Raw genomic sequence first — 23334 nt, 5'->3', positions numbered from 1 at the left:
TGCTTCCCTGCTATTCCTGCTTTGGCAAGCATTGTGCCCAGTCATAAGGCACTCGATTTTCTAAATATACTTTTTACCATCGGCGTAATTTTCCAATGATTATAGTCGTCAGCCATGGTCCAATAATTTAAGGCAAACTGGTCAGCACGGGTACTTGCACGCTTTCGCAACCAAAATTGGATTATGAGCGCCGGAAAGATCACCCATTGACAAACCGTACTTACCATTTGCACCGACAGGATATTTGCGAGAAATGACAACGCACATGCCAAAATGACAACCCCCATCAATAATTCTGCCAAATCATACTCACGATCCTGCGCAAGCCCGGCATTATACAACAGGCAGGCCTGCCATGCCGGTGAAGGGGTGTCCGGTGTATCGTAGCCGCTATCCAGAATTATGCTCCGAGACCAATATGACCAGGCACAACCATAAGGCGATAGCAGCATTCTCTTAACTCGTACACGATATTTATTTCCTGTTTTATCCAACAAAAAAAGTTCATATTTATTCATTTGCCACCCCCCCTAAAAACTATAGCAACAAATTAAGCAATAGAGCGCCTGATATAGCGCAGGAATGACCAAGCGAATTTTTCATTTAACGATGGACTGCAGCGCATGGGTGTGTCAATGGAGCTTGATTCTACACGGACCTCACAGCCAGCTCTACGGAGCTCATTAGCCATATGCTCTGCAATTTCCTGATCTAGCCCGGCAGCTACTACCGAATTACGGTGATTATCTAGGTATATTGCAAGTGAGACAGCAGATTTTAAATCCAGGTCGCCACCAATTAGGCGTAATACGCGTATTAACTTGACACGATCAGCAATTGTTGATGTTATCCTGATTTGATATTTACACATAGCCCACCCTAGAGCATTCGATATGACGAAGAGCTCTCTGTACCGTGCAGCAGTTCACTGTAACGTACAGCATAAGCTACCCCTCTATTTTATAAAGCAAAAAGCATGTCAGCAACAACTTGCTACTTACTTATCTGTGGTGTAAGGCTGCAATCCTTTCATCATCCTTTTGTTTATGATTATCCGAACCACCACCAACATAACTAACGACAAAAAGCAGCCTATAAAAGAAATCTCCGATCCTAACCACTTGTTTGTGAAAATGAAGAATAAAGAAACCGCAAAAAATACAGAAGGTAATTCTTGCCTGAATTCTATCTGTTTATTAATCTTTTCCTTTTCATCTAAATTTTTGACCAAATAATAAACTTTACCAAAAACCGGCTTATATAACATTGTACCGTCAGGTAAGGTAGCAAACCTGGCTGCAACCGTGGCTTTATGCAATTCTTTCTGAATATTCATGATCACTCCAGCACGAACTTTACGGCAACCATAATTAGCCCAAAGGAACAATAACTTGTGCGCACAGCAAAGATTTTTGCGCACACAAGAATAAATTGCAAGCTCTTTGGTTCTCGTTGTGCGTACGTGGGTTGATCAGCGGCTTCTTCAAGCCGCCTCCCCCTCGTTTTCAGGAGGAAGCTGCCGTTTTATCGCTGGAGTTTTTACGGTACAGAAAAAAATGCAGGGCGATGCCGTCCAGCAAGGCGGGAACCAAGGCGGCAATGACGCCGACGGCCATACTGATCCAGGGTCCCGGGGGACTCAGGGGATCGGGCAAGATTCCCGGCCAGTGCCAGGGAATGCCCATCAGCGTATAAGCCAGCATCAGCCCCGGAATCAGCAACAGCGCATCCAGCGCCAGCAATAACAAGACCGCCAGAAGCACCAGCACAACCGTGACAGCCCCCTGAATGAGGGCTTTCAGGACGAGGGAAATCTTGCTGAGCTCAACCACGGTACACCCAGAGCTTGATGTCCTGACGCGGGATGGTTACTGCTTGACCTTGCCGAAAATACAGGGTTGCCGTGGACCAGAAAGCGGGGTCGGTATAACGGGGTGATACCCGGTAGGCCCCCGGCCAATCCGGCGCAGCGACCACTCGGTGTCCGGCGACGATAATCTTGCGGGCGCCAGCCCCATTGACATAAATATGGGCCACGGGAATGCGCGACACTGCGGCAAAAGCCAGCACACCCAGCAGCAAGCCCACCACCCCCAGCGTCAGAATGCCGGCCACCCATTTATCGGTTCGGCTCAATTTCCGCCTCCTTCTGCCCAGATTTCCGCCTGGGTCGCGGTGATGCCTTTATCCTTGGAGACACAGGCCTTGCCGCCACACCATCTTGGCGAAATATTCAGTTCCTGCAGGGCATGGCGCATGGTGACCCGAAACACCGGGGCCGACTCGACCCCCCCGAAATTCCAGTACCGGGTACTACCACGCATGGTCACCGCCATCACCAGCCTCGGGGCAAAACCCGGGGCAAAGCCGACAAAAGTGGCATTGGTCTTGTTTTTCTGAAAACCGTCCTTGCCGTTGGCCATATTGGCTGTTCCGGTTTTGCCCGCCACCGCATAACCGGGAATGGCGGCGAGAATGCCGGTACCATTGGCGGCGCAAACCCCTTCCAGCCAGTGGCGCAGATGGGCGGCAATAGAGGCTGGCATGATGCGCTGTTTGTGTACTGGCTGACCAGCAACCAGGGTCGGCTGAACATGGTATCCGCCATTGGCAATGGCCGCATAAGCTTCGGCGAGCTGCAGGGTCGTCACCGAAACTCCATAGCCCAAGGCAATGGTGGCATGGCGGGCCTTATCCCAAGTCTGGGGTTGCGGCAGCACACCGCCGGTCGCTCCGGCAAAGCCCAAATCCGGCGCCTTCCCGAAACCGGCTGCCCGATACATCGCATATATCGCTTGGGCAGGGGTGCGCAGGGCAATTTTAGCCGCACCGATGTCACTGGAATATTTGAGAATATGCGCCACATTCAATTCATGATGGACCACATCGTCCCGAATACAAAATCCCCCCACCGGCAGGCAGTGGGACACATTGAAGCTTTGATCGGGCTGGATACTGCCGGTTTTCAGGGCGGCAGCCACCATGAAGGGTTTCATGACGGAACCCGGCTCAAAGGCCTGATGCACGGCGTTGTTGACGTAATCATCGGGGCTGGTGCAGCCATTGCGGGAATTGGGATTACAGGACGGCACGCTGGCCATGGCCAGAATCTGTCCATTGTCCACATTCATGACCACGGCAGAGCCTTCGCTGGCACCGAAGTGCTTCTGGGCGGCCAGCAAGGTCATGTAGGCCCAGTACTGAATCTGGGGATTGATGGTCAAATGCAGGTCATGGCCCGGTACCGGCGCATGGCGGGCGCCCAATACTCGCAGCACTTCGCCCTGCCCGTCCACCAGCACTTTCTCGGTACCGGCATGGCCTGAAAGCCACTGGTCATAGCCCATTTCCAGGCCAGCCGCGCCATGATGATCCAGATGCACCAAACCCAGCAAAGGCGTGGTCACGGCGCCCAGGGGATAATAAGTCCGGCTGCTGGCCTGCACATAGATGCCCGGCACATGCAGGGCCTGCAGCGCCTTGCCCATTTGCGGCTCACTTTGACGGAGAATATAGGCAAAGCCGGAACCACCCGATTGCACCCGTTCCGCCAGCGCTTGGGGACTCATCTGCAGGGCAGCGGCCACCTTGCCCCAGTCCTGTTTATGCTGATCAAAAATGCGCGGGTCCGTCCAGATGGTAACCGCGGGCACGTTCACCGCGAGGGCCGTGCCGTTGCTGGCATAGATGACCCCGCGATCCGCCGGTAAAGGACGATCCTGCAGGTAACGCATGCGGCCCTGATCACGCAGGCCATGATCCTGCCACCATTGCAAATCCGTGTCCCGGAACAGGACCAGCACGAAGCCCAGGAAAATGACCGACAAAATCAGCAGGATCCGCCAGCGGGGCAAAGGACGTTTTTTCGGCGAGGATTCTGTCGTCATGTCCGGATTCTCAACGCCATATGCGGGCCATTCATATTTCAGCTTCCTGCTGCATGCAGATCAGCTTGGCGATGTATGGACTGCAACCAGGAAACTGCAGGTGTATAGGCGGGATTTTCGTGCAAAATTCGTAGCAGGGTTTTTTCCGCAGCGGCTTTTTCATCGGCCCGCCACTGCATCAAGGCGATATCCAGCAGCAGCTCTGAACGAGGATAAGGGAAAAGCGGACGTTTCAGGCCGGCACGCAAAAATGCCAGCCCACCCTGCACATCACCCTGGTCTGCGTAAGCCAATTGCGCAATCTGATTACGCAGACTGATACTTTCCGGGTCTATCGCCAGCCCATGGCGCCAGGCCAGAAGTGTCTGACGCTGTCTTTGCGTGGCATCCAGACCCAGCAGTTTCCCCTGGGTGAGATAGAGCGTGCCGATGGAGTTGAGCACACCCGATTGCTGGGGAATACCCACGAGACTTTGTTGGTATTGGTGCAATGCGGCCTGTACCAGAGAACGGCGATTGGCCGCGTCCATCCGGGTGTCGTGCTCGGCCAGTGTCAGATAGGTGTTGGCGAGGTAAACATGGGGTTGGGTCGCCAGAGGCCGCACTGCCGTCAAGATGTCGGCGACTTTCAGCAACAACTCGGCACGTTGCCGGGGGTTTTTAATAACACGATTCAGCCAGGTATTATCGCTGAGGAAGGCATAGGTGGCGCCATCCGCCACGAGGTTCCAGGAAGCGACGCAAACCCCCAGCAACAAAATGCCCTGAGCGATGAATCCATGATGGATACCGATTTTAGGGAGCAAAGGCTGGGTATTTCCTGAGTTTCCATAGATACGCCAGGAGCGCGCCATGAATAGCCCCGCCAGAACGCTCAGGGGCAAATTATAGAAAATGAAATTTCCCAGGGCATGACCAGTAATGGCAAACACCCCCAGAACCAGGCCCAGTGCCGTCAGTCGTTTTTCATCATCCATCTGCAGCGCTTGTCCCGCCCTATACAGCAGGCGATAGAGGGCGTACATCAACACTCCCGCAAAACCCAGCAAAAACCCCAGGTTGATCAACCCCCCCTCAGCCAGATATTCCAGATAATCGTTGTGCGCGTAAGTCCCCGCCGAGGCCATCTCACCGGGCAAGCGGTAGGCCGGATAATTCAAAAAGTAGCTGCCGATGCCGGTGCCCAGCCAAGGATGACTGAGATACATATGCCAGGTGGCGATCCACATCAACTTGCGGGATACGGTAGTGATGTTACTGGTGATATAACTGGGGGAAAGATGACCGATCAGATCATAGCCGTGCGCATAATCCATCAGCAAGAAAGCAATGATGACCAGAGCTGCGACCATTAAAAACCGGGACCGCGCAGCAGGCAGTCGCCACAAGCCCCAAACGGCAAATGGCATGGTACATATCCAGGCCAATAACCCGCCACGACTGCTGGTAGAGAAAAAAGCCAAAAGCAGAATCGTCAAGGTCAGCAGATAGAAAAAAGCCTGGGGATCGATGCCTCCCCGCAAAAAACTCACCCGACGACGCCCGTCTTTGACAAAATACAGAACGAGCACGGGGAAAAACAGCAAATTCAACCACGCAGCAAAACTGTTGGTATCCAGCAAGGGGCCAAAAGGACGCAAATTGGTCAGCGCAATATTGGTGACCAGCCCTTGATAATATTGCCAGAGGGCCATGCCGCCGAGAATCCAGGCGCTGAGTAATATTCCCCGCCAGAACCAGGTCCAGAATACTTCGGCCGTCAGTTCGGGGATCATGATTGCAATCAGAAATGTCAGTGGCAATGAGCCCAGTACCCAGAAGTAAAACCAGCTACTGTAAGGAGATTCACTCCAGAAAAGCGTCAGCCCAAACCAGATGAACCATGACAGCATGAAAAGCGGCAGGAACCCTCGCGGCCAGATCAAACCGGCACGCAGGCAGGGCCACCAGACCATCACCCCCCAAATCATCAGCACGATACTTTCGACAGCGAGCAGGGGGATCAGCTGACCGTTGTAGTACCAGGAAAGTCCGTAAACCACGAGGGCGAGAATGGCATACAAACCCGCCCGAAATGAAACCAATGGCTTGGCGCCTTGCGTCAGCAAAGAACGTCTGGTAGTGGTCAATCCGGATCTCCCGCATGTTGTTGGCCCGCATGTTGGATGCAACGATAGTCGCCTTCTGCACTACGCAGGGCGGAATGGACGGATACATAGCGGCCACAGCGGGAACAGCGTACCAGAGATTCCAGTGCAGGACGCCGCCGTGCCTGTCGTTTTTTTTGGCGCCAGAAATAAAATAGCACCGCCGCGCAACCTGCTAGCAACACCCATTTTAACATCGGCAAAATCCCTGCCTGATTCAAGCCACTGCCTGCGAAGAAACCGCAACCAAAAAGGCCCGGCAATGCGGGCCTTTTCAACAATGTGGTCGGGGCGAGAGGATTCGAACCTCCGACATCCGCCTCCCGAAGGCGGCGCTCTACCAGGCTGAGCCACGCCCCGATAATACTGCGTCAATAGTCGCGCTGTACGGCGAACCCAGCCAGAAACTCCAGCGCAGATTTTTCCAGACCGTCAGGAAAGCTGGATAAACAAGCAATTGCCTGCTGAGCCTTTTCCTCGGCGACGCGCAAAGTGTAATCAATAGCTTCTGTTCTGGCAATGATCTCCCAGACTGCCGCAAAATCAGCCTTGTTTTCGGCAGCCAAGGCGTCGCGTAAAAGGGCTTGCTCGGCCGGTGTCGCTTGCTGCATGGCATGAATGAATGGCAGGGTGGCCTTGCCATCCGCCAGATCATCCCCCCGGTTTTTCCCCATTTTTTCCGCTGAGGTGGAATAATCCAGCGCGTCGTCCATCAATTGAAAAGCGATTCCCAAGAGCGACCCATACCTTGCCAGCGCCGCTTCTGCCTGCTGATCCAGATCATTGATCAACGCCCCAATCCGCATGGCCGCTTCAAAGAGTTTGGCGGTTTTGGCGGCGATGACCGAAAAATAGGCGTCGACACACAAATCCGGATCATGGGCGTTTTCCAGTTGCGCCACTTCTCCCTGGGCAATCACACTGGTGGCTTCAGCCATGGTTGCGAGAATCCGCATATCCCCATCTGCCACCATCATTTCGAAAGAGCGCGCATAGAGAAAATCTCCGACCAGAACGGCTGCCGCATTACCCCACAACTGGTTGGCTGTGGCATTGTTGCGGCGCAGTTCCGAGCCATCCACCACGTCATCGTGCAGGAGGGTTGCGGTGTGGATAAACTCGACAACGGCTGCCAAAGGAATGGGTCGCGCCGTGCGCTCTCCACCCATGCGCGCGGCCAGCAGCAGGACGATGGGGCGCAGCCGCTTGCCCCCGGCGTTGATCAAATAGGTACCCATGGCAGGAATCGTCGGCACCCCGGAACGCAGTTGTTCCTGAATCACCTGATTCACCGCCAACATATCCGACCGCACCAACTGGTTCACTGACTCCAGATTCATCCTTATGCTGCTCCCTGTTTATTGGCATCGGCAGCGCTTGACATCGGGAGATGCCAAGCTTGCGACCGCAGAGGATTGTGGTGAGGGCGACAAGGCATTGTCAAGCAGAGTTCCTGCACCCGCGTTCAGGTTAACGGCAAGGAACCCGGAATTTCCAGTTGTCGAGAGCAGGCCAACTGCCGCAGGGTCTCGGGATTACCGTCCCAGTCTGCCAGTACTGTCCAGAGCGGATGATTCCCCAAATCCTCGCCTGCCCGCAACATCCGTTCGCGCAGGGTCTTCGCTTTATAGCCCACCGTAAGATACAACAAAATCAAGGCGTTGATGTAATCTTCCAGGAGATGCTGTTGATGCGTGATCCGCAATAGTTCCGCATAGAGCGGCAGACGCAGGGGCTCGTGGGCAATCGCCCGCCACAAAATGGCCATCCCGTAATGGGGGTCACGGTTGCGGGCAACCAGTGCCAGAGCCATCTCGGCCGTCATCGGGGGCTCGGCACCCTGTTCCTGGGGCAGGGGAACGGCCATGCCGACCTTCTCCGCCAGCACCAGCAACTCCAGATTACCGGGATCCTGCTGTAATCCGTGTTCCACACGTTCGCGCCACCAGCTTTCATCCATGGGAACACGGCCGGATTTTTCCCCCAGGCTTTCCAGCAATCCGGCATAACTATCCATATCGGCCAAGGCCAGATAGGTATCCAGGAGCTGATTGATGACCCGGGTTTCGTGGGGATTCAGATCCACATACCAGCGTAAAACGGTTGCCGCCTGGGCGTAATGGCCGTATTCCAGATAGATATTGGCCTCATTGAGGAGATCGTCGATGCTGAGCGCTTCCTGCAGGGCGCCACCTTGTTCACTGTGAGGATGGACAGGCAGCACTTCAGGCAGGGAAACGGGAGATTCCTGGACGGAGGATAAAGGAACTTTTTTACGTGCTTCTGGAGAAAGCTGTGCATCGCGCTGCTGCAGACGTCGCCGCCGGGCGCGCAAGCGAACAAAAACCTCCAACAGCAACAACAGTACCACCACTACTTCCAGGAATATCATCAAGCCTTGCATAAAAACACCTCAAACCCATGACTGCGCTCCCAACAGCAATGATCACTACCTGCTCAGGGGCAATTAGTCTAAAGGCCAGGATTCGCAAGGACCCTTATTTCTCTTCGATACCCAGCTCTTTCAGTTTGCGGGTCAGGGTATTGCGTCCCCAGCCGAGTTTCTGGGCTGCGTCCTGTTTATGTCCGCGCGTATGCTGGAGAGCGGCTTCCAGCAGGCAGCGTTCAAACTGGGGCTGTATTTTATCGAGCAGGGCTTCTTCTCCGCTGGCCAGGCGCTGGCGCACCAATGTCCCCAGCTGTATACGCCAGTCCTGATGGACCGGCGTCTCCGCGAGTTCGGCCGGAGGAGCAGCCACACTCATTTCCGGAGGCAGATCGGTAACTTGCACCTCGCTGGTGGGGGCCATGACCGTAATCCAGCGGCAGACATTTTCGAGCTGCCGCACATTGCCCGGCCAGTGCCATTCCATGAAGGCGGCTTCGGCGGCGTGACTCAAAATCTTGCGTTCCACATCGAGTTGTTCAGCACTACGGCGCAGGAAGTGGCGCGCCAGCCTCGGTATATCCTCACGACGTTCGCGCAGGGGGGGGAGATGGATATGGATGACGTTCAGGCGATGATAGAGATCCTCGCGAAAACTGCCATCGCGGACCTTGGCTTCGAGATTCTGGTGGGTGGCCGCCAGCACCCGCACATCGACACGCAAAGGCGCATGACCACCGACCCGATAAAAAGTCCCATCGGAGAGGACTCGCAGCAGACGGGTTTGCAGGGCGGCAGGCATATCGCCGATTTCATCCAGAAACAGGGTTCCTCCGGAAGCCTGCTCAAAGCGTCCCTGACGGGTTTGCACCGCCCCGGTAAATGCTCCCTTTTCATGCCCAAACAGCTCGGATTCCAGCAGTTCTGCGGGAATGGCGGCGGTGTTGATGGCGATGAAGGGCCCCCTGGCGCGGGGACTATGGCGATGCAGGGCACTGGCAACCAGTTCTTTACCGGCTCCCGATTCCCCGGTAATCAGCACGTTGATTTGCGAGCGGGACAAACGCCCGATGGCACGGAATACCTCCTGCATCGCCGGAGCTTCGCCAATCATTTCCGTCGGATCAGCCTCTTCGGGCAAGCTGTTGGCCACAGCTTCTTTCTGACTGCCCAACGCCCGCCGCACCAGATTGATGGCCTCATCCATGTCAAAGGGTTTGGGTAAATATTCAAAAGCGCCGCTCTGAAAGGCAGAGACTGCATTATCCAGATCCGAATGGGCGGTCATGACGATGACCGGCAAGCGGGGCCAACGTGCCTGGACCTCCTTCAGGAAAGCCAGACCATCCAGGCCCGGCATACGCAAATCGGTGACGATGGCATCGGGTTGATCCCGACCCAGCGCGCGCAGGGCGCTGTCGGCGTCGGCAAAACTCCGGAAAGGGACTTCCGCCTGTGCCAGCGCCTTTTCGAGGACCCAGCGAATGGAAGGATCGTCGTCAATAATCCAGACCTGCTTCATGTTGAAACCTCCCGCTGCTGGGTGAGGGGCAAGGAAACGGAGAACACCGTCTCGCCGGGCCGGGAGCGACAGTGCACCACCCCCCCATGGCCACGAACCAGGCCTTGGGCAATAGCCAGGCCCATGCCCATACCTTCGGCACGACTGGTGACCAGGGGCAGAAAAATCCGAGGCAGCAGGTCTGCGGGAATGCCTGGGCCGCTATCGACAATATCCACCCGCAAGGCAAGGCGAAATTTCTGATGCAGCAAGGTGACATAACGATCGACCCGGGTGCGGATGAGAATCGTGCCATGACGATCCAGGGCTTGTTGGGCATTACGCATCAAGTTGAGGAAAACCTGCACTAATTGCTCCTGATCGGCATAAATCTCCGGAATGGAAAGGTCATAATCGAAACGCAAGGTGATACCCGTTGGCAATTCGGTCTGGAGAAGGCGGCGGACATGCTCCAGCACCTGATGAATATTGACCTCGGCAAAAATCGGACGGGTGCGCGGACCCTGCAAGCGATCGACCAGGTGATGCAGGCGATCCACTTCATGGAGTATCACCCGGGTATAATCCTTCAGCTCGGGGCGCTGCAATTCCCGGTCGAGGAGCTGGGTGGCACCCCTTAAGCCCCCCAGTGGATTCTTGATTTCATGGGCAAGGCCCCGCAGCATTTCCTGGGCCGCCCCATAAATCCGGTCCTGCATTTCTTCTTCGGCATGACGGGCCGGTAATTCCATCGGCCGCATTTCGACAATCAGATGCCCGGACGCCAGGGGATTCACGACCAGATCCACCACGGCATGACTGCCATCATGGAGCTGCAAGGGTAGAGCCCGCCGCAAGATGGTGCCATTCAGATCGATGGCATCGGCAAAAAGCGCCGCAAAACGGTCCTCTCCGACGATACTGCACAAGGCCGGGATGGTTTGTCCGCGCGCCTGAGGTTGGCTGATGCGCAAGAGATTTTCTGCAGCCGGATTCATAAAGCACAATTTCTGGCGGTTATCCAGAGCCAGAACCGCTGACTCCAGGGCATCCAGCACGGTGTTTTCCGACAAGGATGTTTTGGTGTTTTTGTGCTGCGCCATGCAAGCTCCAATTGGGTATCCGCTTTCAGGGGCTCTCATCGAACTCATCAAAGCAAAAAACACACCAGGTAAATCATCTGGCGAACGGGGCCTATCACGAGCACAGCCATTAGCCCCCATCTTACTGGAGGGCAAGGTGCTGCCCCCTCCGGAAACTGCAACATAATGATGCACCGATCGCACCATAATAGTGCACAAGGTGCAGACTCCACAATGCATCTCGGTAAAGACTTTTCCGCGCAGACTTCCAAAACGCTGGAAATTCAGCGACTATAAAACGGCGACGCTGATTGCTGACAGGAATACTCCATGACCTATTGCCTCACTATCCACGTAAACGGGGGCCTGATTTTCTGTTCCGACTCCCGCACCAATGCAGGCACCGACAATGTGAGTATCTACTCGAAAATGCATACCTTTTGCTGGCCAGATGATCGCTTTTTCTGCCTGCTCTCGGCGGGTAATCTGGCCACCACCCAAGGCGTCGTGAAGCGTTTGCAGCAGGATATGGGCCAGAATGCCGCCATTCACTTGCTGAACATCCCCAGCATGGCGGAAGCAGCGGATTATGTCGGCCTGATTAACGCCGAGATCCAGCGCAACCAGGTCAGCCGTGATACTGCCAACACCAACTTTGAGGCGACTTTCATTCTGGGGGGTCAGATTGGCAGCGAAATCCCGGCGACTTACATGATCTATCCCCAGGGCAATTACATTCACGAATCGGCAGACCATCCCTTCCTGCAGATAGGCGAAATCAAATATGGCAAACCCATTCTTGATCGGGTGATCAAGCCGGAGCTTTCCCTGGAGGCGGCCGCCCGCTGTGCGCTGGTTTCCATGAATTCCACCATGCGCAGCAATGTCACGGTTGGACCGCCGGTTGAACTGCTCATTTACGAAACCAACAGTCTGCAGATGGGCCGGTATCTTTCCCTGACCGAGGAAGACCGCTTTTATCGCACCCTGGGCGAACGCTGGAGCCAGGGATTATTGCGGGCCCTGGATGATCTTCCTCCTTTCTCATGGGAAAATCCGCCGAATGTGCCGCCGCTTTGACCCCAAAAATATAGTGCACCATGGTAGTGCAACATGAACCAATAAGATGCAAATAGGCATTCCAGATTTCTGCGCCGCGCTTTACCGCAGGTTTTTCTGAGATCACTGACTGAAAAATGCCACTACCTGCCTGTATATTTCGAACCCGCCCGTCTGGCACAGGTTTTGCTTTACTATGATTAAGGATCATGGCAGTTCAAGCGTATTCCTTATGGGATAAGCCACCGCCCACCCAGAGATCTGGGCGAGAATCTTGCGAAGAGGAGAAAAGCAGATGGACTGGCTCAAGACCCATTATCAGCAGCAGTTCACCTATGACGAACTGGTGGATGCCAACGCCAGACCGCGCCGGGCGGCGGCTCCCCTGTTCAATTATCTGAATACCCTGGACATCAGCGAGTTACAGGCACGTCGTCAGGCTGCCGATGCCTCCATTCTCGCCATGGGAATCACTTTCACCGTTTACAGTGAAGCGGGCAACATCGATCGCGCCTGGCCTTTTGACATTATCCCAAGAATACTTTCCGGCACCGAATGGGTGCGGATTGAAGAAGGTCTCAAACAGCGTTTGCAGGCCCTCAATCTCTTCATCAACGATCTTTACAATGAACAACACATTGTGGCTGACGGGATTTTTCCGGCGGAAATACTGGCGGGCTCGCGCAACTTTCGCGAAGCCTGCCGGGGCGTTCATCCCCCTTTTGGTGTCTGGGCGCATATTTGCGGGAGCGATCTGGTGCGCGATGCAGAGGGAATTCTCTATGTGCTGGAAGATAATCTGCGTGTGCCCTCGGGCGTGTCTTACATGCTGGAAAATCGTCAGATCATGAAACGGCTGTTCCCGGAACTTTTCAAGTCATCCATCATTCGTCCGGTGGACGACTACCCCAACCGTCTTTACGAGACTCTCGCCGCCCTGTCTCCGCGCCCGGGAGAAAGGCCCGTCCTCGCCGTGCTGACGCCTGGTATCTACAATTCCGCCTACTTCGAACACAGTTATCTCGCCCAGCAAATGGGGGCCTATCTGGCCGAAGGTGCCGATTTTTATGTCAGCAAGGAGGATATTGTCTATCTGCGCACCATTTCCGGTTTGCAAAGAGTGGATGTCATTTACCGTCGGATCGACGATGATTACCTGGACCCCGAAGTGTTTTTCCCGGATTCGGTGCTGGGCATTCCCGGACTGTTGCGCGCCTGGCGGCGAGGGAATGTGGCTATCGCCAACGCTCCCGGTGCCGGTGTCGCCGACGACAAGGTGGTTTACGCCTTCGTCCCGGAAATCATCCACTACTATCTGGACGCCGAACCCATCATTCCCAATGTCCCTACCTACCTGTGCATGCGTGATGCCGATCGGGATTATGTGCTCAGCCATCTGGCCGAACTGGTGGTCAAACCCGCCAATGAGTCCGGGGGATATGGCATGCTGATCGGTCCCCGGGCCAGCCAGTCCGAGCGCGACCGTTTTGCCGAGCTGATCAGGGCCAACCCCCGCAACTATATTGCCCAGCCGACCCTGAACATTTCCACCGCACCGACGCTGGTGGAAGATCATCTGGAGGCCCGCCATCTGGACCTGCGCCCCTTTATTCTGCAAGCGGACAAACTGTATGTGACCACGGGTGGACTGACCCGGGTGGCCATGCAGCCCGGATCACTGGTGGTCAACAGCTCCCAGGGTGGTGGCAGCAAGGACACCTGGATTGTCGATGAGGAGGCCCCATGCTTTCCCGAGTAGCCGAAAACCTGTACTGGATGGCGCGCTATCTGGAGCGCACCGAGGATATGGCCCGTCTGATCAATGCCACCACCCTGATGTTGCTGGATCTCCCTCCCGGTGCCCATTTTGGCTGGGATATTCTTTTGCATGTCACGGGCGATGCCAAACTCTATGCCGAACTCTACGGGACCCCGGAAGAAAACCGCATCATGCGTTTTCTGATTGCCGATGAGCGCAACCCGAACTCGGTCATGGCGGCCATCCACCAGGCACGGGAAAACTGCCGGACCTTTCGCGACCTCCTCCCCGGAGAATTCTGGGAGCGTCTCAACACTCTCTTCCTGTATGTCCGGGATCAGGCCGTATCCGGAGCAGACAGCCGCCATGCCCGCTATGCCTTCCTCAACGAGGTGATTGCCCGCCGCCACGCGCTGGTGGGATTGCTGATCAGCAGCATGAGCCAGGATAATGTCTACCAGTTCATCAAACTGGGTCGCAACATGGAAAGGGCGGACATGACCACGCGCATCGTCGATGTCACCAGCGCGGTGATTTTACCCCAGGACCAGGGCTTGCAAAAAACCGCCGGGAGCAGCCTGTGGATCGGAGTACTCAAATCCCTGAGTGCCTTTGAAATGTATCGCCGTCATATTTCTGTCCAGGTGCGCAGCAATCAGGTGGTGGACTACCTGCTCAAGGACAGCAAATTCCCACGTAGCATGAAGTATTGCCTGGGAGAAATGGAAGTGGCTTTAGCCTATCTACCCAATGCTGGCTCCCCCGCCGAGGCGGTTCGCCGGGCGCGTCGGCGTCTGGACAACCTCAAGTTGGCCGACCTGCGTCCGGACCTGCTCCACGAATACCTGGATCAGGCCCAGAAAGATCTGGCCGTAGTCCACCGGACCATCCAGGGAATCTACTTCGCCAGAGAAGATACCGCCTCGGAAAACCTGTTCAACGATACCCAGTTGCAGGTCGCCCAGGCTTAACCGCCACATCATTTTTCACTGCCGAGGAATTGTTTATGGGCATTCATGTCGTTCTGCGTCATCAGACCGAGTACGACTTCGATCGATTGGTAGAAATCCATCCCCATGTGCTGCGTCTGCGGCCGGCGCCCCATTGCCGTACCCCGATTATTGCCTATTCACTGGAAGTCAGCCCTGAAAAGCATTTTCTCAACTGGCAACAGGACCCTTTCGGCAATTATCTGGCCCGCCTGGTTTTTCCGGAACGCGCCCGATCCTTGCATTTCAACGTCGAAGTCATTGCCGACCTGAGCGTGGTCGATCCTTTCGATTTTTTTATTGAACCCCAGGCCGAACGCTGGCCGTTCCGTTACGAAGAAGCCCTGCACAAGGAGTTGTCTCCCTACCTGGAAAAAGAACAGGCTGGGCATTTACTGCAACAGCTGTTGCTGGACATCATGAAGCGCAAGGAACGCACCATTGATTTTCTGGTCGGCATCAACCAGCAATTGCAGCGTGCCATCCAGTACACCTTGCGTATGGAAGTCGGCGTCCAGACCCCGGAAGAAACCCTGAAAAAGGCCAGTGGCTCCTGTCGAGACAGTGCCTGGCTGCTGGTGCAGTTATTACGTCACCTCGGACTGGCTGCCCGTTTCGTTTCCGGCTATCTGGTCCAACTGGTGCCCGACCAGGCTCCTCTGGAAGGGCCTTCCGGTCCGGTCCAGGATTTCACCGATCTCCATGCCTGGGTGGAAGTGTATATCCCGGGTGCCGGATGGATTGGCATGGATCCGACTTCCGGTCTTTTCGCCAGTGAAGGACATATTCCCCTTGCCTGCACGCCCCATTATCAGAGCGCAGCCCCCATCAGCGGCAGCACCGGAAAATGCGAGGTGGAATTTCATTTTTCCAACCAGGTCACCCGCCTGCTGGAAACGCCTCGGGTCACCAAACCCTATACCGAAAGTCAATGGGAAGAAGTCATGGTCCTCGGGAGGCTTGTCGATGACCGCCTCCGCGCCGCCGATGTGCGCCTGACCATGGGCGGAGAACCCACTTTTGTCGCCACCGAAGCCGTGGATGATCCACAGTGGAATCTGGAAGCCCTGGGCAGGCATAAAAGAGAACGCGCCGAAGTCCTCGCCGAACGGCTCAGCCAGCATTTTGCCCAGGGCGCGCTGCGCCATACGGGTGAGGGGAAATGGTATCCGGGTGAACCCCTGCCGAGGTGGGCCTTGGGCGTGTACTGGCGCAAGGACGGCCTGCCGGTCTGGCACAATCCCGATTTACTGGCAGACCCTCTCCAGGATTATGGCTGGACTGCCGAAGATCTGCACCAGTTTGCCTGCGAGTTGACCCGGCAATTACCGGTGGACAGCGCCCGCCTCATTCCGGCTTACGAAGATGCCTGGCATGTGCTGCACCAGGAGGGGAAGGTGCCGGTCAATATTGATCTCAGTGCCCATCGCCTCGACGCCCCCATGGAGCGACAGGCACTCATGGAGAAACTGCAGGCGGGCCTGGACCACCCGGTAGGCTGGGTACTGCCTTTGGCCTGGGATTGGAATGCGCAATCCTGGTATTCCGCGACCTGGGTGTTCCGCAGCGGCCGCCTGGTACTTATTCCCGGTGATTCTGCTTTGGGCATGCGCCTGCCTCTGGATAGCCTGCCGTGGATAGTGGACTCCCACAAAAAATGGCAACCGGAAACGGACCCTTTTGCGCCCTTACCCCCCTTGCCCGATTTTCAGGCTGAACGCAGCGCCCGCAGCCCTGTCAGTGCGGCAAACACCCCGACTCTCGGCAAAACTCCCGGTTGGGAAGAAATCCCCCATACCGCAATGACCATGGAAATCCGCAAGGGTTGCCTGTACTGTTTTTTTCCGCCCCTACAGGTGACCGAACACTATCTGGACCTGCTCAACGCCGTCGAAGCCACGGCCAGTACCCTGAACATGCCGGTGGTTATTGAAGGTTATGCGCCACCCAGCGATCCCCGCCTGGAAAAACTCCTGGTCACCCCCGATCCCGGCGTGATCGAGGTGAATATCCACCCCTCTTCCTCTTGGTCCGAGATGGTGGAGAAAACCACCCTGCTGTACGAGGAAGCCCATGCCTGCCGTCTGACCGCCGAAAAATTCATGCGCGATGGCCGCCATACCGGCACCGGCGGCGGCAATCACATGACCCTGGGCGGCGCCACTCCCGCTGACAGCCCTTTCCTGCGCCGCCCCGACCTCTTGCAAAGTCTCATAACCTACTGGCAGCATCACCCGGCGCTTTCCTATTTCTTCAGCGGGATGTTCATTGGTCCCACCAGCCAATCGCCGCGAGTGGATGAAGCCCGTCACGAATCCCTGTATGAGCTGGAAATTGCCTTTAGCCAGGTGCCGCCGGGAATGACCGTACAACCCTGGCTGGTGGATCGCCTGTTTCGCAACCTGCTGGTGGACATCACCGGCAACACCCATCGCGCCGAAATCTGCATCGACAAACTCTATTCCCCTACCGGCGCTGCGGGACGACAGGGTCTGGTAGAACTGCGCGCCTTTGAAATGCCGCCCCATGCCCGTATGAGCCTGGTCCAGCAACTACTGGTCCGCAGCCTGATTTTACGCTTCTGGGAAGCCCCCTACCGCCATGCCCTGATTCGCTGGGGGACGAACCTCCATGATCGCTTCATGCTGCCCCATTATGTCTGGGAAGACCTCCGCGAAGTCTGTGCGGACCTGCAGAATCATGGCATTCTTTTTCAGTTGGAATGGCTGGCCCCCTTTGCGGAGTTTCGCTTTCCGGAACATGGTCATGTGCGCATTGGCGATGTCCAGATAGAATTGCGCGCCGCCATCGAACCCTGGCATGTGCTGGGTGAAGAGGTCACGGGAAGCGGCACCGCCCGCTATGTGGACTCCTCCATCGAACGCCTGCAGGTGAAAGTGACCGGAATGACTCCCGGAAGACATGTGCTCGCCTGTAATGGTCGGCGCGTCCCTCTGCAGGGCACCCGGGCTGCAGATACCCAGGTGGCAGGCGTGCGTTATCGGGCCTGGCAGCCACCCTCAGCCCTGCATCCGACCATTCCGGTCCATACCCCTTTGACTTTTGACCTGATCGACACCTGGAATGGCCGCAGCATTGGTGGCTGTACTTACCATGTCATGCATCCCGGTGGTCGCAATTCCGAGATTTTTCCGGTCAACGCCTGGGAAGCAGAAGCCCGCCGTCAGTCCCGCTTTACGAGCACGGGTCATAGCCAGCCAGAGCCTGAACGGCGCAATATCATGGGCAGCATGACCTCTCCCAGCGAGGGACGCTTCGTCGCCAGAGGCAGTGGCGAATACCCCTGGCAGCCCCCTTATGATGAGGAGCAGCCTGACTATCCCCATACCCTGGATCTGCGCATGGCTCGTCCCCAAAAACCCACACCCTAGCCGGCATCGTGGCGCTGATCACGATGCTGTGATAGCAGCACTTCTGCTTTGCCCCCTAAATACACATACAAACCCAAAGAAACCAGCAACATGGCGGCGGCTATCAGCAGCAATACTGCCAACCAGAGGTTCTGAGGGGCATCCAGGGCGAATTTGAATACCAGCATCAAACCCTCGATGGATACGGCAATCAGAATGGCCGCAATGAATCGGGTCAAAGTACGACGCGTGGTGCTATGGCGGCGGATATCCTTGCGGAGCAGCACCTCCTCTTCAAAAATGGTTTTGGACAGATCAAAAACGGCCAGCGCCAGAGTGAACAGGATCGTAGCCTGGAAAGGCGCGGTAAAATCGCCCGGAGCCGCCACGGCTGACCAGACCTGCTTCAATGTCACGATTGCGTGAAAACCCAAAGCCGCACTCACTGCCAGCAAGCCTACCGAGAAAAGCGTATAAATGGCCTTGAAATAGGGCTCGAAGCCACGTCGGATATCATCTTCTTCGAGGAGGGCCAGGGCCCTGTCCAGCTCACTGTCCGCCACCAGCATGCCCAACAGCAGGCCCTTTTCATCGCGAATGGGTACCGCCGCCGTGACGCAAATGTGACCATTGGCCGAAGATAAATAAGGCTCGGTCAGTACTGGAGACAAGGCATTCAGGGCGAGGCGGTAATAGGGTCGATGACTGCGATCGACACCATCGCCTCCATCCCGGGCCATCCCCCGCCGCCGGGAGGCGCCCACATTATCCCCAAGCTGCCGCCCATGGGCATCGAGGAGATAGCACAAGTCGAGAAATGGGTGACGATCAATCAGGCAATGCAGTTTTTTGCGTTGCTCCTCGGCAGGCTGCTGCAAAAGGGCCGGGCTGGCCAAGGCATCGACGACACCACCCAGCAATGCGGAAAGATCCTTGCGCAACTCCCGAAAATGCTCAAAGCGATTCATGATTCACCCCCAACGGGTCGCTCGTGGCTAAAACTTGGCATGGTCAAGCCGACCAATGGCCTCATGACACCCCAACAGTTCAGCAAGGGCTATGCCATGACCATACCGGCTGGCATCAGGACAAAAACATGGCACGCTTCCTGCTTGATAGAACTGATCATGGTCATCTGATCCTCCTCCTCAAGTGGCTTCCAGGGCGGTCCTCCCGCCCTTTTTTTTATAATTCATTCACCCAACCGCTATCATTTTCTGATAAGACATTGAATAACAATCCGTTCATTTTTGAATCAGGCAACTCTGCAGGCAGGTCTTCTGCCATATAATGGACTAGCGCAAGTGGTCGTCATGCACCATAATTGTGCATGTTACGCACTATGGACGGGCGAAATGTCCTTGCAAGTGCATGACGCTACGCCAGACCATACCCAGACAGAAAAACGGGCCTACCCCTTGGCTGGCACAGGAAATGCTTTCTCATTGAGTGCTGGCAACAGGTGAACCCCGATCTTGCCTGCTTGTCAAAAGTTCAGGCTGTAAACCATCGCGGCAGCGCCGCAAGGAGTGGCAAATGGCTTTATTCGACCGTTATCAGGAGCGTTTTCTGCAACAGCAGGAAGTCACCCTTTCTTTAGATGCATACCTCGACCTCTGCGCCCGTGAACCCATGGCCTACGCCAGCGCTGCAGAGCGCATGCTGGCCGCCATTGGCGAAGCGCAAGTGATCGACACCCAGGCCGACCCCCGTCTGTCCCGCATATTCATGAACCGTAAGCTGCTCACCTATCCTGCGTTCAAGGACTTTTACGGCATTGAAGACGCCGTCGAAAACCTGGTGGCCTATTTTCGTCATGCGGCCCAGGGACTGGAGGAACGTAAGCAGATTCTCTACCTGCTGGGTCCGGTGGGCGCTGCCAAATCCTCTCTGGCAGAACGCCTGAAAACCTTGATGGAGCATTATCCCATCTACTGTCTGGCGGCCAACGGCAAGGTATCGCCCCTGTACGAGTCGCCCCTCGGTCTGTTTGATCGCGACGAAGATGGCCCGGTGCTGGAAGATCGTTATGGCATTCCCCGCCGGGTCCTGGGCGGCGTCATGTCTCCCTGGGCGGCCAAACGGCTGCGCGAATTTGGCGGCGATATCCGCAAATTCACGGTGCAGCGTCTCAGCCCATCGCAATTGCATCAAATCGGCATCACCAAGGTGGAGCCCGGCGACGAGAATAATCAGGATATCTCCAGCCTGGTGGGCAAGGTCGATATTCGCAAACTGGAAGACTTTTCCCAGGATGATCCCGATGCCTATTCCTATGCCGGCGGCCTGAACGTTACCACCCAGGGCGTGCTGGAATTTGTGGAAATGTTCAAGGCACCCATCAAGATGTTGCATCCCCTCCTGACCGCCACCCAGGAAGGCACCTATAACGGGACCGAGGGATTTGGTGCCATGCCTTTCCAGGGCATCATTCTGGCCCACAGCAACGAATCGGAATGGGCGGCATTTCGCAACAATAAACGCAATGAAGCCTTTCTCGATCGCGTTTATATCGTCAAGGTGCCGTACTGTCTGCGCGTCAGCGAAGAAACCCGCATTTACCATAAACTGCTGGAGAACAGCGCCCTGAGCGCCGCGCCTTGCGCCCCCGACACCCTGGACATGCTGGCGCGTTTTTCGGTACTCAGCCGCCTCAAGGAGCCGGGTAACAGCAGTCTCTGGTCGAAAATGGAAATTTATGACGGCAAATCCCTGAAGGACAAGGACCCCAAGGCCAAGAGCCTGCAGGAATACCGGGATGCAGCGGGGGTTGATGAGGGTATGGATGGGATTTCTACCCGGTTTGCCTACAAAATCATGTCCCGCACCTTCAATTTTGACAGTGATGAAGTAGCGGCCAATCCGGTGCATCTGCTGCATGTGCTCGAAACTCAGATCCGTGCCGAGCAGTTCCCGGCGGAAACCGAATCCCATTATCTCGCCTTTCTGAAAACCGAACTGGCACCCCGTTATGCCGAATTTCTGGGCCTGGAAATTCAGAAGGCCTACCTCGAAAGTTATGGCGATTATGGCCAGAACCTCTTTGATCGCTACATTCAATATGCCGATTTCTGGTTACAGGATACGGAATTTCGCGATCCGGATACCGGCCAGTTGATGGACCGCAGCCTGCTGAACGAGGAACTGGAAAAAATCGAAAAGCCGGCGGGCATTGCCAATCCCAAGGACTTTCGCAACGAAGTCGTCAATTTTGTGCTGCGGGTGAAGGCCTCCAATGACGGCGTCAGTCCGTCCTGGACCAGTTATGAAAAACTGCGCGCCGTCATCGAGAAAAAAATGTTCGCCAATACCGAAGACCTCTTGCCGGTGATTTCCTTCGGCAAAAAAAGCTCTTCCGATGATGAACGCAAGCATCAGGACTTTGTGGCACGCATGACCCGCAAAGGCTACACGGAAAAACAGGTACGTCTGCTGGTGGACTGGTACATGCGTTATCGCAAGCATCACTAAAAAAGCCGCACTTTTTGATTTTTCAGACTACTGCCCGCGCCTGCGGGCATTTTTTTAGGCTTTACCGGTCTTTTCGGCGAGGCCATCCACCACGATGCACCACCATGGTGCATCAAGAGAATGTCTGGTCTTCTAATCTTGTTGAAAAACCTTTCCCTGCGCCATTTTTGTAGTTTGCACGATTTTTGCTTAGGTAGCCTGCAAACGATGAACGGGGCATTCAGCCTCATAAACGATGGTAAACAAGGAGCGTAATGATGAAAAAGGGAGCAAGGCAACACAGGTTGTTTTATGGGGCCTTAGGGATGGGCATCCTCACCGCCCTCCTTGGCAGCCCGCTGGCAGAAGCAGGTACCAGCACCCCCAGTTTCAATAGTGGTGATACCTCCTGGATGCTGACATCCACCGCCCTGGTATTGCTCATGACCGTACCGGGTCTGGCGCTGTTTTATGCGGGCATGGTCCGCAAAAAAAATGTCCTGGCCACCGCCGCCCAGAGTTTCGCGGTGACCGCGCTGATTTCGGTGTTATGGATGCTCGTGGGCTACAGTGTGTCTTTTACCACTGGCAACGCCTTCATGGGCAGTCTGGATCGTTTATTTCTCAGTGGCCTGGGACTGGACTCGGTCAGCAGTCTGGCCCCGACCATCCCCGAATCCGTCTATATGACCTTCCAGATGACCTTTGCCATCATCACCCCGGCACTGATTGTCGGGGCTTTCGCCGAGCGCATGAAATTTTCCGCACTGCTCTGGTTTACCGGCCTCTGGTCCTTGCTGGTCTACGCGCCCATTGCCCACATGGTCTGGGGTCCGGGGGGCTGGTTGGGTGCTGATGGCGTACTGGACTATGCCGGTGGCACGGTGGTCCACATCAACGCCGGGGTAGCGGGTCTGGTGGCCGCTCTGGTCATGGGCAAGCGAGTGGGCTATAAGCACGATGCCATGCATCCCAATAATTTGCTGTACACCCTCATCGGCGCTTCATTACTCTGGGTCGGCTGGTTTGGTTTCAATGCCGGATCGGCGGTGGCCGCCAGTGATCGAGCCGGCATGGCGTTGGCCGTCACCCAGATTGCCACCGCCGTTGCCGCCCTGGCCTGGATGTTTGCCGAATGGTCAGCGCGGGGTAAACCCACGGTGCTCGGTATGACTTCCGGGGCCGTTGCCGGATTGGTGGCCATCACCCCGGCTTCGGGTTTTGTTGGCCCCATGGGTGCCTTGTGGATAGGCATTGCCGCTGGGGTCATCTGTTTCTGGGCCTCTGTCTATCTGAAAAACAGGATGGGCTACGATGATTCTCTGGATGCCTTCGGTGTACATGCCATGGGGGGTATTGTCGGTGCACTGCTGACCGGGGTTTTTGCGGTCAAGGCCATCGGCGGTACTGCCGGGGTGCTGGAAGGCAATACCGGGCAGTTGCTGATTCAGGCTACCGGAGTGGGAGTGACCATCGGTTATGATGCCATCGTCAGTTTCATCCTCCTGAAAGCCATCGACTGGACCCTCGGCTTGCGGGTGAAAGAAGAGCAGGAAAGAGAAGGGCTGGATATTACCCAGCATGGTGAACAGGTCTACGAGTAAGCAGTCATCAGGACCACCTGTGGCGGGCTGTAGTAGGGCTTGCCACAGGCCCCCGTACTGTGGCCCTGACCAAAACACGATTTGCCTAGCAGCCTGTGT

Annotated in this window: 18 protein-coding genes and 1 tRNA gene; 6 read left to right on the top strand and 13 right to left on the bottom strand. The window is 55.8% G+C overall.

Annotated elements, in window-relative coordinates:
• Positions 1–41 precede the first annotated feature (41 nt).
• From ACJU26_RS01775 to glnL, 12 genes are all read right to left on the bottom strand, one after another.
• Entirely contained in the window at positions 42–518 is a 477-nt protein-coding gene (locus ACJU26_RS01775; RefSeq protein WP_414040851.1) for a hypothetical protein, read from the bottom strand.
• A 479-nt stretch (positions 519–997) separates the two neighbouring features.
• Positions 998–1336, bottom strand: a complete 339-nt coding sequence (locus tag ACJU26_RS01770; RefSeq protein ID WP_414040850.1) for a hypothetical protein — start codon at positions 1334–1336, stop codon at positions 998–1000.
• 169 nt (positions 1337–1505) lie between these two features.
• Positions 1506–1832 (bottom strand): hypothetical protein, encoded by a 327-nt coding sequence (locus ACJU26_RS01765; RefSeq protein WP_414040849.1) that lies wholly within the window; start codon positions 1830–1832, stop codon positions 1506–1508.
• Positions 1825–2136 (bottom strand): hypothetical protein, encoded by a 312-nt coding sequence (locus ACJU26_RS01760; RefSeq protein ID WP_414040848.1) that lies wholly within the window; start codon positions 2134–2136, stop codon positions 1825–1827. The genes ACJU26_RS01765 and ACJU26_RS01760 overlap by 8 nt, the downstream gene beginning before the upstream one ends.
• A complete protein-coding gene (locus ACJU26_RS01755; protein ID WP_414040847.1) occupies positions 2133–3887 on the bottom strand; it encodes a peptidoglycan D,D-transpeptidase FtsI family protein in 1755 nt (584 codons plus the stop codon). Before ACJU26_RS01755 ends, ACJU26_RS01760 begins: the two co-directional genes overlap by 4 nt.
• Before the next feature lie 38 nt (positions 3888–3925).
• Entirely contained in the window at positions 3926–6016 is a 2091-nt protein-coding gene (locus tag ACJU26_RS01750) for an O-antigen ligase family protein (RefSeq protein WP_414040846.1), read from the bottom strand.
• The gene (locus tag ACJU26_RS01745) at positions 6013–6231 is read right to left on the bottom strand and encodes a hypothetical protein (RefSeq protein ID WP_414040845.1); all 219 of its coding nucleotides are present in this window, start codon (positions 6229–6231) and stop codon (positions 6013–6015) included. The genes ACJU26_RS01750 and ACJU26_RS01745 overlap by 4 nt, the downstream gene beginning before the upstream one ends.
• 86 nt (positions 6232–6317) lie before the next feature.
• Positions 6318–6394: transfer RNA gene (locus tag ACJU26_RS01740), tRNA-Pro, on the bottom strand.
• A gap of 11 nt (positions 6395–6405) precedes the next feature.
• Positions 6406–7374, bottom strand: coding sequence for a polyprenyl synthetase family protein (locus tag ACJU26_RS01735; RefSeq protein ID WP_414040844.1), 969 nt, complete (start codon positions 7372–7374; stop codon positions 6406–6408).
• A gap of 125 nt (positions 7375–7499) precedes the next feature.
• Positions 7500–8438: a tetratricopeptide repeat protein gene (locus tag ACJU26_RS01730; protein WP_414040843.1), complete on the bottom strand. Its 939-nt coding sequence runs from the start codon at positions 8436–8438 to the stop codon at positions 7500–7502.
• A 94-nt stretch (positions 8439–8532) separates the two neighbouring features.
• Complete coding sequence (gene ntrC / locus ACJU26_RS01725) at positions 8533–9942, bottom strand: nitrogen regulation protein NR(I) (RefSeq protein ID WP_414040842.1); 1410 nt, start codon at positions 9940–9942, stop codon at positions 8533–8535.
• Positions 9939–11024 carry a nitrogen regulation protein NR(II) gene (gene glnL, locus ACJU26_RS01720; protein WP_414040841.1) on the bottom strand — a complete coding sequence of 362 codons (1086 nt, stop codon included), beginning with the start codon at positions 11022–11024 and terminating at the stop codon, positions 9939–9941. Before glnL ends, ntrC begins: the two co-directional genes overlap by 4 nt.
• Before the next feature lie 309 nt (positions 11025–11333).
• Between glnL and ACJU26_RS01715 the strand changes: the two genes are divergently transcribed.
• The 4 genes from ACJU26_RS01715 to ACJU26_RS01700 all read left to right on the top strand — a co-directional run bounded on the left by ACJU26_RS01715 (position 11334) and on the right by ACJU26_RS01700 (position 18202).
• A complete protein-coding gene (locus tag ACJU26_RS01715) occupies positions 11334–12083 on the top strand; it encodes a peptidase (protein ID WP_414040840.1) in 750 nt (249 codons plus the stop codon).
• Between the two features lie 274 nt (positions 12084–12357).
• Positions 12358–13821 (top strand): circularly permuted type 2 ATP-grasp protein, encoded by a 1464-nt coding sequence (locus tag ACJU26_RS01710; RefSeq protein WP_414040839.1) that lies wholly within the window; start codon positions 12358–12360, stop codon positions 13819–13821.
• On the top strand, positions 13806–14792 hold the full coding sequence (locus ACJU26_RS01705; protein WP_414040838.1) for an alpha-E domain-containing protein: 987 nt from the start codon (positions 13806–13808) through the stop codon (positions 14790–14792). Before ACJU26_RS01710 ends, ACJU26_RS01705 begins: the two co-directional genes overlap by 16 nt.
• A gap of 35 nt (positions 14793–14827) precedes the next feature.
• Entirely contained in the window at positions 14828–18202 is a 3375-nt protein-coding gene (locus tag ACJU26_RS01700; RefSeq protein ID WP_414040837.1) for a DUF2126 domain-containing protein, read from the top strand.
• On the opposite strand, the gene ACJU26_RS01695 is transcribed toward ACJU26_RS01700, so the two are convergent.
• Positions 18199–19149 carry a PDC sensor domain-containing protein gene (locus ACJU26_RS01695; RefSeq protein WP_414040836.1) on the bottom strand — a complete coding sequence of 317 codons (951 nt, stop codon included), beginning with the start codon at positions 19147–19149 and terminating at the stop codon, positions 18199–18201. The genes ACJU26_RS01700 and ACJU26_RS01695 overlap by 4 nt on opposite strands.
• 568 nt (positions 19150–19717) lie before the next feature.
• Here ACJU26_RS01695 and ACJU26_RS01690 point away from each other — a divergent pair.
• Both ACJU26_RS01690 and ACJU26_RS01685 read left to right on the top strand, forming a co-directional pair.
• A complete protein-coding gene (locus ACJU26_RS01690) occupies positions 19718–21652 on the top strand; it encodes a PrkA family serine protein kinase (protein ID WP_414040835.1) in 1935 nt (644 codons plus the stop codon).
• A gap of 254 nt (positions 21653–21906) precedes the next feature.
• Positions 21907–23235: an ammonium transporter gene (locus ACJU26_RS01685; protein WP_414040834.1), complete on the top strand. Its 1329-nt coding sequence runs from the start codon at positions 21907–21909 to the stop codon at positions 23233–23235.
• The last annotated feature ends 99 nt before the right edge of the window (positions 23236–23334 follow it).

Source organism: Acidithiobacillus sp. M4-SHS-6 (assembly GCF_047421495.1).
Lineage (GTDB): Bacteria > Pseudomonadota > Gammaproteobacteria > Acidithiobacillales > Acidithiobacillaceae > Acidithiobacillus.
This window is presented reverse-complemented; position numbering and strand designations above follow the sequence as displayed.